Genomic DNA, 15,589 nt, shown 5'->3' on the forward strand with positions numbered 1-15,589 from the left:
AAATTTACAGAAAAGCGGGGCTTAGACCGACAGTTTCAAATGAGGTGAAAAGGTACATTTCACTTAGGGTAATAGAATATGAATCTACTAAAAAGTGAGCTTAGAGAATAATTCTAGGCTTATTTTTAATATAGAAGATAAAAAAAAAAAAACAAAACTTTTCTATATATTGTGTTTGATGTTTTTTGACTTTTCAATATGTAGTGTAATATAATCCAGATAAGAACATGTTTTCCTATTGTTACTCAGTGAAAAAATTTAAAAAAGAAAGGAATTATCTATGGTTAAAAACTTCGGGAAAAGTGATTTAGTAGATGATTTATTACAGCGTGTCGGTGAAAAGTTGCAAATTAGTAAAACGCAGAGGCGGCTTGCAGAGGAGCGTTATAAAGCAGTTGGAACTTGGCTTTCAAAAGATGGAGATTTATTTGAAGGGGCAGAGATAAACATCTATCCTCAAGGCTCATTAAGTATTAGTACAACTGTTAAACCACTAGCTAGGCAGGAATACGATCTAGATTTGGTGTGTGAAATTGACGAGTCTTATCATGGAAAAGACCCTATTGAGTTGTTAAATACGATTGAACAACGGTTAAAAGATAATGAGATATATAAGGAAAAGGTAGAACGGAAAAATCGTTGTATTCGTCTTAATTACGCAAATGAGTTTCACATGGACATACTACCAGCACACCCTGCAAACCCAGGTCCAGATACATGCGTAAAGGTTCCAGATCGTAAAGCAGAAGATTGGAAAGATAGTAACCCGAAAGGCTATACTGCTTGGTTAAATGATCGTTCTATTATAATGGAAAAATCCTTTGAAGTTCGAGCTGATATTGAACCATTACCTAATGATGAAAGTGTTGAAAGAAAAGCTCCGCTTAAAAGGGCTGTTCAATTAATCAAGCGTTATCGAGATATTTATTTTGAAAAAGACGCTGATTCAGCACCAATCAGTATCGTTTTAACAACGCTTGCTGGACAAGTTTATGAAGGACAAGCTTCCGTTAACGAGACACTAACACACGTTTTAAATGAGATAACAGTCTTAATTTCACAAAGTAATAAAAGATTAGTTGTATTGAATCCAAGTAACAAAAAAGAAGATTTGAGTGAAAGATGGGACGGAAAACCTGAATTATATCGTTCATTTGTAACATTTATTCGAGATTTCAAGGTTAACTGGGAGCAATTGAACGAGTTACAGGGGTTAAATGAAATTGCTGACAAATTAAAGCAAATGTTCGGTGAGAATGTAACGAGCCAAGCATTCAAGGAACAAGCCGCACATATAGAAAAATCAAGAAATAATAAAGGACTTGCAGTAATTGGTTCAGGTTTACTGGTCGCAGCAACAACAGAAAAAGCAGTTGCTATAGAAAGAAACACGTTTTATGGCGATTAAGAAAATTCCATATAAAAAGTTATTTTTACCACTAGCTGAACAAATCGTTGCAATGAAAAATGATTTTCCTGATTTTATTGCAGATTGGGATAAAAATGTTGTGACATGGACAGGCGACCTTCAACCGACACCATTAAGCGAAAAATATACAGTTCGTATTGTTTATTCTTTGGGGATGGATCAACCAGATGTAACGGTACTTTCTCCTGAGCTTGTAAAAAGAAACGATGAGTCTATACCCCATGTGTATCCAGGGAATAAGTTGTGTCTTTTTCGACCAAAAAAGAAAGAATGGACTAAAGAAAAGTTGATTTCAAAAACAATCGTACCTTGGACTTCACTGTGGTTATATTACTATGAATTGTGGCATGTAACAGGTGAATGGCTGGGCGGAGGGGAACATCCGAATAAAAAAAAAGGGAAGAAGTATATATAAACTTTAAAGGGGTGTTAATTTGTCAGTATCGTATATTCCTGAGAGTGTAAAAATGAGGTTATGGGGTAAAGCAGCTGGTAGATGTCAATACGAAGGATGTAATAAACCGTTATGGTTAGATTCATTAACTCAATGTGAGTTTAACACGGCATATATAGCACATATTATTGCCGATAAACCAAGAGGTCCAAGAGGACATGAAACGCTTTCAGAACAACTTGCCTCAGATATAACAAATTTAATGTTAATGTGTGACGATCATCATAGATTAATAGATAAACAGGATGTAGATGGTCATCCTGTAGAGAGACTTTGTAAGATGAAGAAAAAACATGAAGAAAGAATTGAGTTGGTAACTTCAATTACCGAGAATATGAAAAGTCATGTCCTCTTATATGGAGGAAATATCGGTGAACATACAACCCCGCTTAATTGGAAAGACACGACCTTTGCAATGTTACCAAATCGATATCCAGACGAAAACCACGCGATTGAACTAAGTCTAAAAAATAGCTCTTTCTACGACAATCAAGCTGTTTACTGGACAATCGAAAGCGAACAACTAAAGAATCAATTTAGGGATAAAGTGAAAGGGAAGTTGGAGTCAAGTGAAAATAAACATTTATCGGTTTTTGCATTAGCTCCACAACCTTTACTTATTTTATTAGGAACATTGATATCCGATCTTTATCCTGCAGAGGTTTATCAATTAGGAAGGGAACCACAAACTTGGAAGTGGCGAGATGAATACGATGGTTTTGAATACGAAGTTATTGAACCTATTGAAATTCATAAGAAGGTTGCAATAAACTTGTCTCTTAGTGCAACAATTGATAACAGTCGTATTACAAATGTAATCGGTGGAGATACATCGATTTGGACCATAACAATCCCTTCACCAAATCCTGATTTTTTAAAGGGGAAGAATCAATTACGTCAATTTCGTGTATTAATGAGGGGACTTTTTAATAAGATTAAATTAATACATGGTGAGGACAGTGTTATTCACATATTCCCTGCCACATCAGTCTCAACAGCAGTTGAATTAGGACGAGTCTGGATGTCCAAAGCTGATTTACCACTATCATTATACGATGAAAATAAAAAAATCGGCGGATTCCAATATGCATTTTCTATCGGGAAATAAATATTCAAGGTCAGAAAGCTATCATTGCTTTTTGACCTTTTTCTATCAAATATTAGGAATATCAATAGTTACAACTTTTCATGTATGTAAGAGATAGAGGAATGGGTTACAATTGTATAGAAACTAAAAATACACGTAAAAAAATAATTTAATGAGGTGTCCTATATCAATGAATCAATTACAAAATAATGAATTTGTAAATTTTATATGGAAAAACGCAGAAATATTGCGAGGTCCATATAAGAAAGAGGAATATCGTGATGTTATATTACCGTTAAGTGTTTTACGTCGTTTCGACTCTTTACTAGAACCAACCAAAAAGGAAGTTCTAGAAAAAATAAAAACGGTTAAACACGATGCTATATGACTGGGAATATCCGCAGCTAGCTGCACATCAATATCCAACGTTTAAAGTGCAAATGGATGGTGAGTTACAAGAAATCTATATTTTGCAAATAAATATGACGAAGCCAACGTATGAGTGCTACGAGGAAATTTCAATGTTTGAAAAAGCAAAATATAAGAAAAAACCTAAAAGTGCATTACAATTAGAATATGATTTATTTTATATGCCTTTTGGCGTAGAGTCGGAAGAAACGAACCGCACTGTTTATCCGATTTCTGGTATGCTTGTTGAACGAGGAAGCAATTTAGTTATTGAACACGAAATGCTTTCTATGCCTAAAACGCCACCAATTGCACAAGGCATGTTATGGGCATTTTTACAAGGCTTAGAGGTAAGACCAAGTAAAATATTTGTCTCTAAAGAATTAAGACCGATGCTTCAGCCACTAGCAAAAATTGTCGGGGTGGAGCTTGTAGAAAGTGAACTTCCTGGCATTCGAGAAGTGAGAGAATTTTTGAAAACCGTACCAATGAATTTATTTGGAGAATAGCGCAAATATTTTCTCAACATTATATAGTAAATTTACTTTTACTTGAACAGATAAAAGGTACACAAATATATAATTTATTAATTAATTTCGTATGTAATAAAGCAGACAAATACTTCTATCAGAGTATTTGTCTGCTTATATAATGATATTATAAATATCCCCAAACCATACATAATATTGTCCCGAATACTGTAACAAGGGCAATAATTAAAGCATAGTAAATGTTTGTAAAGATTGCTCCTTTATCCTTCGTTTCACTTGCGTGCATAAACACAATCAGTTGAAGGGTTGCCTGAATAAATGCTGTGACAAGTAAAATCGTCATAATAATGGGAAAGGATACATCCAGAAAATAAACACTAACTGCGATTAAAGTTAGGATTATTGAAAGTGCAAAACCTATTACTTGTTTAAGAGGGAATAAATTGCTCATTTTATACCATTCCTTTCAAGTAAATGAAGCTGAATATAAAGATCCAAACGACATCTAAGAAGTGCCAATATAGGGAGAAAATAAAAGCTTTATTAGCTGTTTGTGGAGTCAGTCCACGTTTTATTAGTTGTAGGACAATAAGGAATCCCCAGAATACACCGAATGTTACGTGACCTCCATGAGTTCCTAGTGTTGTTAGTAATATAGCTGTGAAAGCACTTGTTTGTAGTCCTGCACCAATATGAATGTAGTGAGCAAACTCAGCAACTTCAAAACCTATAAATGCTAGACCAAGAAGTAGTGTGATCACGAAGAATGTAATCATGGCCTTCTTGTTTTCATGTCGCATGGCATGTATTCCTAACCCGATCGTAAAGCTACTTGTTAGGAGTATAAATGTTTCAAATAGGACAGGCGCGAGTTCGAAAATCTCTGCCCCAGTTGGACCGTTACCAACACGATTAAATAAAACGAAGTAACCTGCAAAGAGCGTTCCAAAAAGCATAATTTCGGCGCCTAGGAAAATCCAAAAACCGAGAATGTTTAATTGATTCTGTTGTGTACTATATTCGAGTGGAAGTGTTTTATCAATCTTCATTATTTAGCACCTCGCAATTGCGTTTCTGTTTTTATTACTTCTTCTACAGATACGTAATGTCCGTGATCTTTTTCTAAAGAACGTAAAGCCATACATATAAATATCCCAATGGTAGTGATGATCGTTGGAATCCACATTCCGAATACAAAAGAAAAGCCCCAAGCAAAGAAAATACAGCTTAATATAAATGGGACACCGCTGTTATTTGGCATATGAATTTCTTCATATTTATCTGGGAATAAAACATGATTATTATACTTTGAATCCCAGAAAGCTTCAGTAGAGTTAACATGCGGTAAAATAGCAAAGTTATAATGAGGTACAGGATTTGGCGTAGCCCACTCTAGTGAACGTGAATCCCATGGATCTGAGCCAATATCTCTTGATGCGTAACGAATACTGTAGTAAACGTTATAGGCGATTAAGGCAAATCCAATTGCTAGGCCAATTGCACCTACAAACGAAATCATATTCCATATGCCAAAACCAGTTTCTTCAGTGTATGTGTACATACGACGTGCTTGTCCATCGAGACCTGAGAAGAACATTGGCATAAACGCCACAAGCGTACTAATAGCGATAATCCAAGCTGTCAATTTTCCGATTTTTTCATTTAATATAAAGCCAAACATTTTTGGCCAATAGTAATGTAAACCGGCTAACATACCGAATACAACACCAGGAATAATAACCATATGGAAATGAGCCACTAGAAACATCGTATTATGATATTGATAGTCAGCAGCTGACATTCCGAGCATAACTCCGGTTACTCCACCAATTGTAAAAGTGGGGATAAATAGTAATGAATAGAGCATTGGAGTCGTGAATTCGATTTTTCCTTTCCAAAGTGTAAATAACCAGTTGAAAAGCTTAACTCCTGTTGGAACGGCTATCGCCATTGTTGTAATAGAGAAGACACTGTTTGTTAAAGCTCCTTGTCCCATCGTAAAGAAATGGTGCGTCCATACTAAAAATGATAGGAAGGAGATAATCACCATTGAGCCAACCATAGATTTATATCCATAAAGGTTTCTCTTAGAAAAGGTGGAGATAATTTCACTGTAAATACCGAACGCTGGTAACACTAGAATATATACTTCAGGATGTCCCCAGACCCAGAAGAAATTGGCCCAAAGCATATCCATACCACCACTTGTTGTTGAGAAGAAGTTAGTTCCAAATAAGCGGTCCATAGTCCCCATAGCAAGTGCTACTGTTAATACAGGAAAAGCGAAAACGATAATAACATTAGCTACTAAAGCAGACCATGTAAACATTGGCATTTTCATTAATGTCATACCAGGTGCTCGCATTTTAAGAATCGTTGCGATCATGTTAATACCAGTCATTAATGTGCCCAATCCAGAAATTTGTAGAGCGAATAAATAATAGTTAGTACCTACTGATTGGCTATAATCGTTATTCGCTAGAGGGAAGTAATTTGTCCAACCTGAATCAGGTGAACCACCAATGACAAAGGAAATGTTTAGGAGCATTGCCCCCATAAAGAATAACCAAAAACTTAATGCGTTTAACCTTGGGAAAGCTACGTCACGAGCCCCGATTTGTAATGGTACAACGAAGTTCATAAATGCCATAATGAAGGGCATTGCCATAAAGATGATCATCACAGTCCCATGAGTAGTGAATACTTCATTATAGTGCTGAGCATCAAGTAATTTATTATCAGGTACAGCTAGTTGAGCACGAATCATAATCGCATCTGCTCCACCGCGGAAAAGCATTAGTAATGCAGAGATTAAATACATAATCCCAATTCGCTTATGATCAACTGTCGTTAACCATTCACGCCATAAATAGCCCCATTTTTTAAAAAAAGTTAATCCGACAATGATTGCTATAATCGTTAGTGCAATGGCAACCATTGATCCGTAAATCGCAGCACTTGGATGAGGTATAGCAAATCGTTCAAAGAATTCCATAACGATTAATACTCCTTTCAAGAGTTCTATAGTAAAATAGTGGAATTTTAATAATTAAATGATTCATCATAAGAATTAGTGGTGTTTGAATGAACACTATTCTAATGAATTAGAAACCTGTGTTAATGTTCACCATGTTCACTGTCTGGTGCCGGATAAAATGTTAAGTGAGTCCCATTAAACGAAGCTTCATCCACATGACCTGGCTTTAGTAAATTATCAAATTTTTCTTCCGTTATTTCTGGAGAAGTATTTTTAATGTCCTTTACCCAGCTATCAAATTCTTCCTGATGTACTGCTTCGACTCTAAAAGTATTTTCAGCAAATCCTTTACCACTAAAACTTGCGTTTCGTCCCATATATTTACCTGGTGTGTTAGCACCTAAATGCAATGTATTCACCATATCTGACATTGCATATTTTTGCCCCCCAAGCTGCGGAATCCAGAAACTTGTAATAGGTCCGTAAGAGTAGAGTTTAAACTCAATTGGACGGTCAACAGGAATATACAGATAGTTAACTGTTTCAATGTTTTCTGCTGGATAGCTAAAGTGCCATTTCCAGTTAGATGTTGCAGCATAAATGACAAGAGGTTCTTTGTCCTTATATTCTGCAGGTGTTGATTCAACCTTATTGTTACTTTGAACTGAAACAATTGATAGGAATATAACGATCAATACAGGTATACCAACACAAATTATTTCAACTAGTGTACTTCCTTTAATGTAGGGAGGTTTATAGTTTGCGCTTTGTTTAGACGCGCGAAATCTAAATAACATATAAGCTAAGATGACATACACAACGATAAGGATAACGGACATAATCCAAATCGATAGCATTATATCTTTAGCTTGTACTTGACCCTGAGGCCCTTTTGGATCCAATACTAACAACGGTTCACACCCTGTTAATATAGTGGCAATAGTGAAAAAGCTAATGAAACTGATCCACATCTTTTTCATAGACAAACCCCTTTCAATTATTCTTGTATGTTTTAAAGGCTAATAAGGGTTTGTGCGGAATTTGATTCACAATTCGAGTTTCATATTAGTTGCATAAAAATCGAAAGGCAAGAAAATATGAAATCTATCACAAAACGTTCTCAAATGAAAAAAATATTTTGATATAATTTTTTTGTGAAAAAAGGGATTATATCAAGCTTTTAAAATGCAAGAAGTGGTTTGATAAACAAAGTGGATGGTTAAATTAAAGGTTAAATGGGTGGTTTATTATGAGTGTGATTTATTTAAAATAATTCTTTTTAATCGAAAAGATTAGAGGAAGTTATTGCAGTTTGATAAAAGAGAATACAGGATAATTCTATTGAACCCCCATTTTTGGGGATAGGAACAATTAGGAATTTTAAGGAGAGAGTTTTTATGGATTGGAAACCAGATCGAGAATCAAAGAAAGCTATATATAAACAACTTGCCGAATATATTGAAAAAGGGATAGCAGATGGCACATTTCCGGCTGATAAATCCTTACCGTCTGAAAGGTTTTTAGCTAAAGAATTTAATATAAACAGAAGCACTGTTGTAAGTGCATATGATGAGTTGGAATCCAATGGACTGATTGAAAGAAATAGAGGAAGCGGTACAACAATCAGTAAAGACATCTGGGGAATTACAAATAAACGCATTCCTAGTTGGAATAGATATATTGAAGCGGGGCCTTTTTTACCTAATCAACCTGTAACGCAGAGAATAAGAAAAGAAGCGGTTGAACATAAACTAATCAATTTAGCTAGTGGAGAATTGTCAGAGGATCTTTTCCCGTTGGATTATTTAAGGGAGATTACTTTTACCCGTTCTTTTATCGGGAGCTTAGGATATGATCATCCACAAGGGAATGAGATATTTAGAGAAACAATAACGAAACATATGAGACAGTATCGTCAAATAGAAACCGATCCCGCTTCCATTCTCATTACATCTGGTGCACAACAAGCCATACATTTAATCGTGCAGTGTTTGTTAAAACCAGGAGATGCAGTTGCGCTAGAAGAGCCTTCATACAGTTATAATCTTCAAATTTTCAAAACAGCAGGCATTCAAATACATTATTTATCTGTGGACAAGGATGGCATCAAACCAGAAGATTTACGCTCATTATATAAAAAACATCGAATTAGAATGATTTTTTTAAATCCTGATTTTCAAAACCCTACAGGTTCTGTCATGAATGAAAAGAAAAGACGAGATATTTTAGACATATCCTCCGAACTAGGAATCCCAGTAGTAGAAGACGATCCATATAGTTTAACAGCTTTTACAGGGAGAAAAATCCCTACACTTAAATCAATGGATGTTAACGGAAATGTTTTATACATTAGCTCATTGTCCAAAATTGTTGCCTCAGGACTAAGAATTGGCTGGATTATAGGGCCCAAATCAGTAATAGAAAGATTATCCGATGCAAAACAGCAAATAGACTTTGGTCATTCAAGCTTTACACAATGGATTGCTAATGATTTTTTAGAATCAGAAAATTTCCAATCTCATATGAATAAATTAGTTGTGGAATTAGAAAAAAGAAGAAATCAAATTGTTAAAAGTCTTACTCATTATTTAAAGGATGAGGTGGAATTTTTTGTTCCTCAAGGGGGGATTCATATCTGGTGTAAAATATTAAAAGACTTTAATGAAGTCCAATTACTTGAGACATCCATTAAAAGAGGAGTAATTTATGTCCCCGGTTCTACAATTGGGTCTAAAAAGAATTTTGTGCGTTTTACTTTCTCAAGGGAAGATGAAAAATCAATTGAAGAAGGAATCAAAAGGTTTGCAGAAGCACTTCATTCGCTTTAAACTTTAAACTATTTTGATTCTTTTTATTGAAAAACTAATGAAATTTAGGTGTCAGTTAAGTATGACCCTCTGGCAAAACGAGGGATTGATTTACGTAGTGCTAAAGAAGTGACAGCAACAGATAATTTTGGTGCGAACCTTAACCATTTTATTTTTTAACACTATGAAAATTTCACATCAGAAAAGCGCGAGAAATCAATGTTTCTAAAATTGATTTCTCGCTTTTTTTTAGGATTTGACCAGTTTTGTCTCTTTTTTTAATTATAAATGGATGGGTAAAAAACAAATGTACTGGATGGTCAAAAAAATGATAAACCCTTTATTATAAGAGACATGGGTAATTTAACATCCATATAGGCTAAAATAAATGGTTTATAAATTAAATATGTGGAATGATTCACAATTCACAATTATCTTTTCACATAATGGTTTTAGAAATGAAAACAAATGGATTAGGCTTGAAAAAAGTAGCATTAAATGAAAATCCTCTTGGTATATCATAAAAAGCTCTTGAGGTAAAAAAAACGCAGATCACCTAATTTCACTAAACATATCTTGAAGATGGAGTTGATATATTTATGGACTATCCAAAATTAATAGACCACACATTACTTTCACCTTGTACTACCGAAAAAGAAATAATTAATTTATGCCAAGAGGCAAAACAATTTTACTTTGCGTCTGTATGCGTGAATCCTGCTTGGGTAAGCTTATCTGCAGATCTTTTACGTGAAACAGATGTTAATATTTGCACAGTTATAGGATTTCCTTTAGGTGCGAGCACTACTGAGACGAAAGTATTTGAGACTCTAAATGCAATTGGTAACGGGGCTACGGAAATAGATGTAGTGATTAATATCGGGGCATTAAAAAATAAAAACAATATGCTAGTTGAAAAAGAAATTAGTAGAGTTGTAAACGCTGCAAAAGGAAAGGCCCTAGTAAAAGTTATTATAGAGGCATGTCTATTAACGGATGAAGAAAAAGTACGTGCTTGCGAAATATCTGTAAAAGCGGGTGCGGACTATCTTAAAACTTCCACAGGTTGTTCTCTGCACGGAGCAACTGTTGAAGATGTTGCGATCATGAGAAAAGCAGTTGGACCAAATGTTGGGGTCAAAGCATCGGGCGGAGTACGTAACATCGATGATATAAAATTAATGGTTGATGCTGGTGCATCTAGAATAGGCACTAGTTCTGCTGTAAGAATATTAGATTTATAGTTAGCAATCGTCTCCAAGGTTGCAAAATTCTTTGCAACTAAACTATGGAGAGGTCGAATTATTATAGCGGTTTTCATTTTCACGCTCCTCTTAATGCGTGGTGTTCTCCTATTTGGATTAAATAAGGGATTGGTAAAGAAAGTGCCAATTCAGTATAAGTATATGTTGGTTTTTATATTCCTCAATTTGGTTTGGATTGATTCAGTCACGATTGTTGGTTATGAGCAGCTTGCGGTCATCCCTCCCATCCTTGTCGCCGTGTATGAAGTGCTTCAAAAACCAATGTACAGTAGCAAAATGGCGTTTAAGCAAGTATTGCTACTGAACATATCAACAACTGTAGGAACGCTTTTGTATTTGAATATTAATTCTTGGATACTCATTACGATTTTAGCTATGTTGCTAATGTTTATTTTGTTGCATATCGTTGGCATCCGTTTACCAGCTGTGTATGCTTTCCCTCTGCTTACTTTTGTATTACCTGCAGACATTGTGACTAGTCTTCCGGTAGGTATATTGGTTGCCACGGTATTTTTCTTTGGTTCCGTGTTGGCCATTAAAAAATGGGAAATGACGAGAAATAAAAAGAGAATGCAATAAGAAAGAAAATTTCTTATTTTGATATGACCCGTAAATATGTGTCTTAACTAACATTAATGGGGTGTTTATATGTCTAAATTTACAGTTGAAATAAAATTAAACGCAGTGAATCGTTATTTAAATGGAACAGAGACTTATAAAGAGATTGCAGAAAGTATTGGTTCAAATCAAAATCAAATTATCACATGGGTAAAATTATTTAAGGCTCAAGGGATTAAAGGTTTTGAAAAAAGTTATACAACGTATCCTGTTCAGTTTAAACTAGACGTACTAAACTTTATGAACGAAACAGGTGCTTCTTTTCTAGAAACAGCAAGTAAATTTAATATATCTTCTCCGAGTACAATATATCAGTGGACAAAGCTATTAAAAACACAAGGACTAACAGCTCTAGAGCCAAAGAAAAGGGGACGTTCTCCCAAGAAAAAAGAAACCAATAAGAAGCAATCCAAAAATGTAAGAGAAGCTGAAGGCTCTCTTGAAACATTACAAGCAAAAATTGAGCGTTTAGAAATGGAGAACGCATACCTGAAAAATACAAATAAAATTAAATCACAAACAATATTTGAACTAAAGCACAAGAATGGCGTGGTAGATTTTTAAATAATATCTACAAAAAAATATTGATACAAAAAAGACAAACTACTTGGGTAGAATGTCTTTTTTTTATTTATAGACTTTAATATTTTGAGACTGTAAAAGGCTCAACAGAAAAACTGTAACAAAAAAGGAAAATAGCTACCTATCCTTGATAAACACTTTCACATGTATCAGGTGCTGGTTCATAGAAGCAATGATTTTTAAATTGACCAGTAAAAGGTTGACCGTACCATGTTGGAGGACATGGTGCGTATGGATTGAAATACCAAAGTGCGTATTTCGCTGGATGATCTCGCCAATAATCCAGAGTCAATTTTGCTAATCTTTTTTCATTAGGTCGCGCTCTTTGGTAAAACATATTACCTTTTTGAACAGCTTCAAAAGAATAATTTCCTCCCTGTACCTGATAAATGACATCATTAATGGTTCTTAAATCTTTAAAGTCTGGACACTCTGCTATAACACGATTCACAATGACATTGCCAACATATAGCATTCCTTGATTTCCTTCACCTACAGCTTCTGCTCTCATCATCCTTGCCACTAAGTCAACGTCAGAATTTATATATTTTACTCTTGGCATTTTTTCACCTCCACCATATAGTATGAAAAAAAACCTTCATTATTGAAAATCAAATTTATTCATTCAGAAAAGGTTGAAAAGTCATTTCGAAATACTTTTGTGAAAGTGAGCTAACAATTCCCTTTAATTTAGCTTTAGATTTTGAGCATTCTATATTGAAAACGCCAAGTACAAGCAGTTATGCTTTATAACACATGATTGTTTTAATGCTTTTTAACGAATGTATAAATATTTAAAATAACTCCTATAACGAACATAATTATTGCATTTAATGCAAGGATCACCGCTATAAATCCTCCTGCAAAAGCAATCCCTTCTCTTGTGTTATCTGGTTCAAAGGCTTTAGCATAACTGACCCCTAAATACACAAAGCTTCCGACTATTACTGGGATTAAAACCGCCATGCCAATTGCAGAAGCCCATATAGGGATCTTCTTATTTTTGTATAAATAGGCTGCTAAATAATCACAAACTACAATAGATAGTAATAGAACGATCCAAACGATAGCATCTCCGTTCATTCCTAACCACTCCTTAGGTTAATTCAATTTTACTCGTGGCATTTTCGCCCTAAAGATATAGTATGGAAAAAATCCTCCATTATTGCGACTTGAAATTTTAAACGAAACGCCAACCAAAAAACACGTCATCTATGCTGTCAGCAAAACAACAAGATGGCGTGTTTATTTTGTAGTAATCAATTATGCCTCGGCATAATTGCGTCCGGAATCGGCTTTGTGCTAAGGCCTGCGTGAGGGCCGACACGATGTCGGTCATTTCGGTAATGCCACAGGACGTGGCGTTTTTACCGATGCAGGTCAGTTAGCCGTTATCGCATGGATGCGATGATTTTAGGCTAACATCCTTTAAGAACTCCTTTCCGATTCCGTGACATCCGCCAGAGGCTTTAACTTCTTTTGAAAGAAGTTAAAAATTCTTTTTAAAATACGGTGTTTTTTTCATCACGATACATACAGGAATAGCGATAATTAAACCGACAACGTTTTGGATTACGTCTCCTGGAATGGATGCTAAAGGGGCAACCCAGCTTTTGAACATAATCGCTTGCCCGATATAGTAGACTGCCATCATCACAGGCATTGAAACAGCTGCTGCGAAAATGTTTAACCCAATATTGTCGCCTCTATGACCTTTAGACCAAGCGATTTTCCCAACGATGGCGCCTTGTAATGCGCGGGAGATTATTGTGGTTGGCGCCCAAATTAACCAGCCACCTACGATATCGAATAAGCCCATTCCGATTGCTCCAGCAAGGGCCCCTTTTTTAGGACCAAATAAAATTGACGTGATTAAAAGCATAGATGTCCCTAAGTGAATAAGTCCACCTTGCCCAAATGGTAGCTTAAGATTGATGAACATTGTTGCGACGAAAACAAGTGCTGCAAGAATGGATGTAATGACCAAATCAAATGTTTTCGTGCGTGATTTTGTATAGGATTGACCTTGTATATTTTGCATCTGCATATCCTCACTATGATGAATTTTTCGATAATTTTAACTTTAGCAAAGGACTGACTATCGTAAAAGTGCCAATTTGATAAAAATATTAAAGGTCAGTTTATTTTTCAGGTGGGCATAAGAAGACAAGCTATTCACGGAAAGGAACGAAATGGTGATGTTGAATCAAATTCTAGCACGTCCGAATATGATACAAGCATTAAAGCGAGTGGAAGCGAATAAAGGAAGCCAGGGAGTAGACATGATGCCCGTACAAACCTTACGTCAGCACATCCTCGAAAACTGGGAATCCATTAAATCGCAAATTCTAACGGGAACCTATGAACCGCAACCGGTACTTCGTGTCGAAATCCCGAAACCAGACGGCGGTGTGCGTCTATTAGGAATCCCAACCGTGACAGACCGTTTGATTCAACAAGCTATATCGCAGATATTATCAAAGGAATATGACCAAACTTTCTCGGACAACAGTTATGGATTCCGACCAAATCGGAGTGCTCATGACGCAGTTCGAAAAGCGAAGGGTTATATGAAGGAAGGATATCGTTGGGTTGTGGATATGGATTTAGAGAAATTCTTTGATAAGGTCAACCACGACCGATTAATGGCAACATTAGCGAAAAGAATTCATGATAAATCATTATTAAAACTTATCCGTAAATATCTCCAAGCAGGTGTCATGATAAATGGAGTTGTTTCAAGTACAGAGGAAGGAACACCGCAAGGTGGACCATTAAGTCCACTTCTCTCTAATATCGTGTTAGATGAGTTGGATAAAGAATTAGAGAAACGTGGTCATAAATTCGTTCGCTACGCAGACGACTGCAATATCTATGTAAAGAGTAAACGTGCGGGAGAGCGTACAATAGCAAGCGTACAGCGATTCGTCGAAGGAACACTACGCTTGAAAGTGAATGAATCCAAATCAGCGGTAGACCGACCGTGGAATCGAAAATTCTTGGGTTTTAGTTTTTCACACCATAAAGAACCAAAGGTTCGAGTGGCGAAAACAAGCCTTCAACGAATGAAGAAGAAAATACGAGAAATTACCTCTAGAAAGATGCCATTTACAATGGAATATCGTATCGAGAAATTAAACCAATATCTAATTGGATGGTGTGGATATTTTGCGCTCGCAGATACACCTTCAGTATTTAGTAAATTAGACAGTTGGATTAAAAGAAGGTTACGAATGTGTCTTTGGAAGAATTGGAAGAAACCCCGAACCAAAGTCAGAAATCTCATTCGTTTAAAAGTTCCATACGGAAAAGCATACGAATGGGGAAATACCCGAAAAGGATTCTGGCGCATCTCAAAAAGCCCCATATTACACAGAACCCTCGGCAATTCCTATTGGGAAAGCCAAGGGCTGAAAAGTCTGCAAGTTCGTTACGAAACTTTGCGTTATTCATCTTAATTGAACCGCCGTA

At 35.7% G+C, this 15,589-nt stretch carries 15 protein-coding genes and 2 pseudogenes; 10 read left to right on the forward strand and 7 right to left on the reverse strand.

Features of this window, described 5'->3' with window-relative positions:
- The first annotated feature begins 280 nt into the window (after positions 1-280).
- The 5 genes and pseudogenes from ACQKOF_RS16610 to ACQKOF_RS16630 all read left to right on the forward strand — a co-directional run bounded on the left by ACQKOF_RS16610 (position 281) and on the right by ACQKOF_RS16630 (position 3,887).
- Entirely contained in the window at positions 281-1,408 is a 1,128-nt protein-coding gene (locus ACQKOF_RS16610; protein WP_427559274.1) for an SMODS domain-containing nucleotidyltransferase, read from the forward strand.
- Entirely contained in the window at positions 1,398-1,844 is a 447-nt protein-coding gene (locus ACQKOF_RS16615; RefSeq protein ID WP_427559277.1) for a hypothetical protein, read from the forward strand. Before ACQKOF_RS16610 ends, ACQKOF_RS16615 begins: the two co-directional genes overlap by 11 nt.
- A gap of 19 nt (positions 1,845-1,863) precedes the next feature.
- Positions 1,864-2,991, forward strand: a complete 1,128-nt coding sequence (locus ACQKOF_RS16620) for an SAVED domain-containing protein (RefSeq protein ID WP_427559279.1) — start codon at positions 1,864-1,866, stop codon at positions 2,989-2,991.
- A gap of 169 nt (positions 2,992-3,160) precedes the next feature.
- Positions 3,161-3,352 (forward strand): annotated as a pseudogene (locus tag ACQKOF_RS16625) (type I restriction-modification system subunit M N-terminal domain-containing protein); the annotation flags it as partial.
- Positions 3,353-3,491: 139 nt separating this feature from the next.
- Complete coding sequence (locus ACQKOF_RS16630; protein WP_427559288.1) at positions 3,492-3,887, forward strand: DUF6930 domain-containing protein; 396 nt, start codon at positions 3,492-3,494, stop codon at positions 3,885-3,887.
- 148 nt (positions 3,888-4,035) lie between these two features.
- Here ACQKOF_RS16630 and qoxD read toward each other — a convergent pair whose 3' ends face one another.
- The 4 genes from qoxD to qoxA all read right to left on the reverse strand — a co-directional run bounded on the left by qoxD (position 4,036) and on the right by qoxA (position 7,826).
- Positions 4,036-4,320, reverse strand: coding sequence for a cytochrome aa3 quinol oxidase subunit IV (qoxD, locus tag ACQKOF_RS16635; RefSeq protein ID WP_370042430.1), 285 nt, complete (start codon positions 4,318-4,320; stop codon positions 4,036-4,038).
- A gap of 1 nt (position 4,321) precedes the next feature.
- Complete coding sequence (gene qoxC, locus ACQKOF_RS16640) at positions 4,322-4,918, reverse strand: cytochrome aa3 quinol oxidase subunit III (RefSeq protein ID WP_370042428.1); 597 nt, start codon at positions 4,916-4,918, stop codon at positions 4,322-4,324.
- On the reverse strand, positions 4,918-6,864 hold the full coding sequence (qoxB, locus tag ACQKOF_RS16645) for a cytochrome aa3 quinol oxidase subunit I (protein WP_370042427.1): 1,947 nt from the start codon (positions 6,862-6,864) through the stop codon (positions 4,918-4,920). Before qoxB ends, qoxC begins: the two co-directional genes overlap by 1 nt.
- Before the next feature lie 122 nt (positions 6,865-6,986).
- Positions 6,987-7,826, reverse strand: coding sequence for a cytochrome aa3 quinol oxidase subunit II (gene qoxA / locus ACQKOF_RS16650; protein WP_427559282.1), 840 nt, complete (start codon positions 7,824-7,826; stop codon positions 6,987-6,989).
- Positions 7,827-8,243: 417 nt separating this feature from the next.
- Between qoxA and ACQKOF_RS16655 the strand changes: the two genes are divergently transcribed.
- The 4 genes and pseudogenes from ACQKOF_RS16655 to ACQKOF_RS16670 all read left to right on the forward strand — a co-directional run bounded on the left by ACQKOF_RS16655 (position 8,244) and on the right by ACQKOF_RS16670 (position 12,100).
- Positions 8,244-9,674 carry a PLP-dependent aminotransferase family protein gene (locus tag ACQKOF_RS16655; RefSeq protein WP_370042423.1) on the forward strand — a complete coding sequence of 477 codons (1,431 nt, stop codon included), beginning with the start codon at positions 8,244-8,246 and terminating at the stop codon, positions 9,672-9,674.
- Between the two features lie 578 nt (positions 9,675-10,252).
- The gene (deoC, locus tag ACQKOF_RS16660) at positions 10,253-10,897 is read left to right on the forward strand and encodes a deoxyribose-phosphate aldolase (protein WP_370078236.1); all 645 of its coding nucleotides are present in this window, start codon (positions 10,253-10,255) and stop codon (positions 10,895-10,897) included.
- A gap of 60 nt (positions 10,898-10,957) precedes the next feature.
- Positions 10,958-11,497 (forward strand): annotated as a pseudogene (locus ACQKOF_RS16665) (hypothetical protein); the annotation flags it as partial.
- Between the two features lie 69 nt (positions 11,498-11,566).
- Entirely contained in the window at positions 11,567-12,100 is a 534-nt protein-coding gene (locus ACQKOF_RS16670; protein WP_370078234.1) for a helix-turn-helix domain-containing protein, read from the forward strand.
- A 139-nt stretch (positions 12,101-12,239) separates the two neighbouring features.
- Here ACQKOF_RS16670 and ACQKOF_RS16675 read toward each other — a convergent pair whose 3' ends face one another.
- The 3 genes from ACQKOF_RS16675 to ACQKOF_RS16685 form a co-directional block, all read right to left on the reverse strand.
- Positions 12,240-12,680 carry a cell wall hydrolase gene (locus tag ACQKOF_RS16675; RefSeq protein WP_370042418.1) on the reverse strand — a complete coding sequence of 147 codons (441 nt, stop codon included), beginning with the start codon at positions 12,678-12,680 and terminating at the stop codon, positions 12,240-12,242.
- 203 nt (positions 12,681-12,883) lie between these two features.
- Positions 12,884-13,201 carry a hypothetical protein gene (locus tag ACQKOF_RS16680; RefSeq protein WP_427559285.1) on the reverse strand — a complete coding sequence of 106 codons (318 nt, stop codon included), beginning with the start codon at positions 13,199-13,201 and terminating at the stop codon, positions 12,884-12,886.
- A gap of 406 nt (positions 13,202-13,607) precedes the next feature.
- Positions 13,608-14,159, reverse strand: a complete 552-nt coding sequence (locus ACQKOF_RS16685; protein WP_370042415.1) for an ECF transporter S component — start codon at positions 14,157-14,159, stop codon at positions 13,608-13,610.
- A gap of 154 nt (positions 14,160-14,313) precedes the next feature.
- Here ACQKOF_RS16685 and ltrA point away from each other — a divergent pair, with 154 nt between their 5' ends.
- The gene (gene ltrA, locus ACQKOF_RS16690; protein WP_427559291.1) at positions 14,314-15,576 is read left to right on the forward strand and encodes a group II intron reverse transcriptase/maturase; all 1,263 of its coding nucleotides are present in this window, start codon (positions 14,314-14,316) and stop codon (positions 15,574-15,576) included.
- Positions 15,577-15,589 lie beyond the last annotated feature (13 nt).

Source organism: Lysinibacillus sp. NPDC093190 (genome assembly GCF_050280425.1).
GTDB lineage: Bacteria > Bacillota > Bacilli > Bacillales_A > Planococcaceae > Lysinibacillus.

Excerpts from the sequence above, each read along its gene's own strand:
- ACQKOF_RS16610 (WP_427559274.1), top strand. The coding sequence starts at position 281 with ATGGTTAAAAACTTCGGGAAAAGTGATTTAGTAGATGATTTATTACAG.
- ACQKOF_RS16615 (WP_427559277.1), top strand. The coding sequence starts at position 1,398 with ATGGCGATTAAGAAAATTCCATATAAAAAGTTATTTTTACCACTAGCT.
- ACQKOF_RS16630 (WP_427559288.1), top strand. The coding sequence starts at position 3,492 with ATGTTTGAAAAAGCAAAATATAAGAAAAAACCTAAAAGTGCATTACAA.
- qoxD (WP_370042430.1), bottom strand. The coding sequence starts at position 4,320 with ATGAGCAATTTATTCCCTCTTAAACAAGTAATAGGTTTTGCACTTTCA.
- qoxC (WP_370042428.1), bottom strand. The coding sequence starts at position 4,918 with ATGAAGATTGATAAAACACTTCCACTCGAATATAGTACACAACAGAAT.
- qoxB (WP_370042427.1), bottom strand. The coding sequence starts at position 6,864 with ATGGAATTCTTTGAACGATTTGCTATACCTCATCCAAGTGCTGCGATT.
- qoxA (WP_427559282.1), bottom strand. The coding sequence starts at position 7,826 with ATGAAAAAGATGTGGATCAGTTTCATTAGCTTTTTCACTATTGCCACT.
- ACQKOF_RS16655 (WP_370042423.1), top strand. The coding sequence starts at position 8,244 with ATGGATTGGAAACCAGATCGAGAATCAAAGAAAGCTATATATAAACAA.
- deoC (WP_370078236.1), top strand. The coding sequence starts at position 10,253 with ATGGACTATCCAAAATTAATAGACCACACATTACTTTCACCTTGTACT.
- ACQKOF_RS16670 (WP_370078234.1), top strand. The coding sequence starts at position 11,567 with ATGTCTAAATTTACAGTTGAAATAAAATTAAACGCAGTGAATCGTTAT.
- ACQKOF_RS16675 (WP_370042418.1), bottom strand. The coding sequence starts at position 12,680 with ATGCCAAGAGTAAAATATATAAATTCTGACGTTGACTTAGTGGCAAGG.
- ACQKOF_RS16680 (WP_427559285.1), bottom strand. The coding sequence starts at position 13,201 with ATGAACGGAGATGCTATCGTTTGGATCGTTCTATTACTATCTATTGTA.
- ACQKOF_RS16685 (WP_370042415.1), bottom strand. The coding sequence starts at position 14,159 with ATGCAAAATATACAAGGTCAATCCTATACAAAATCACGCACGAAAACA.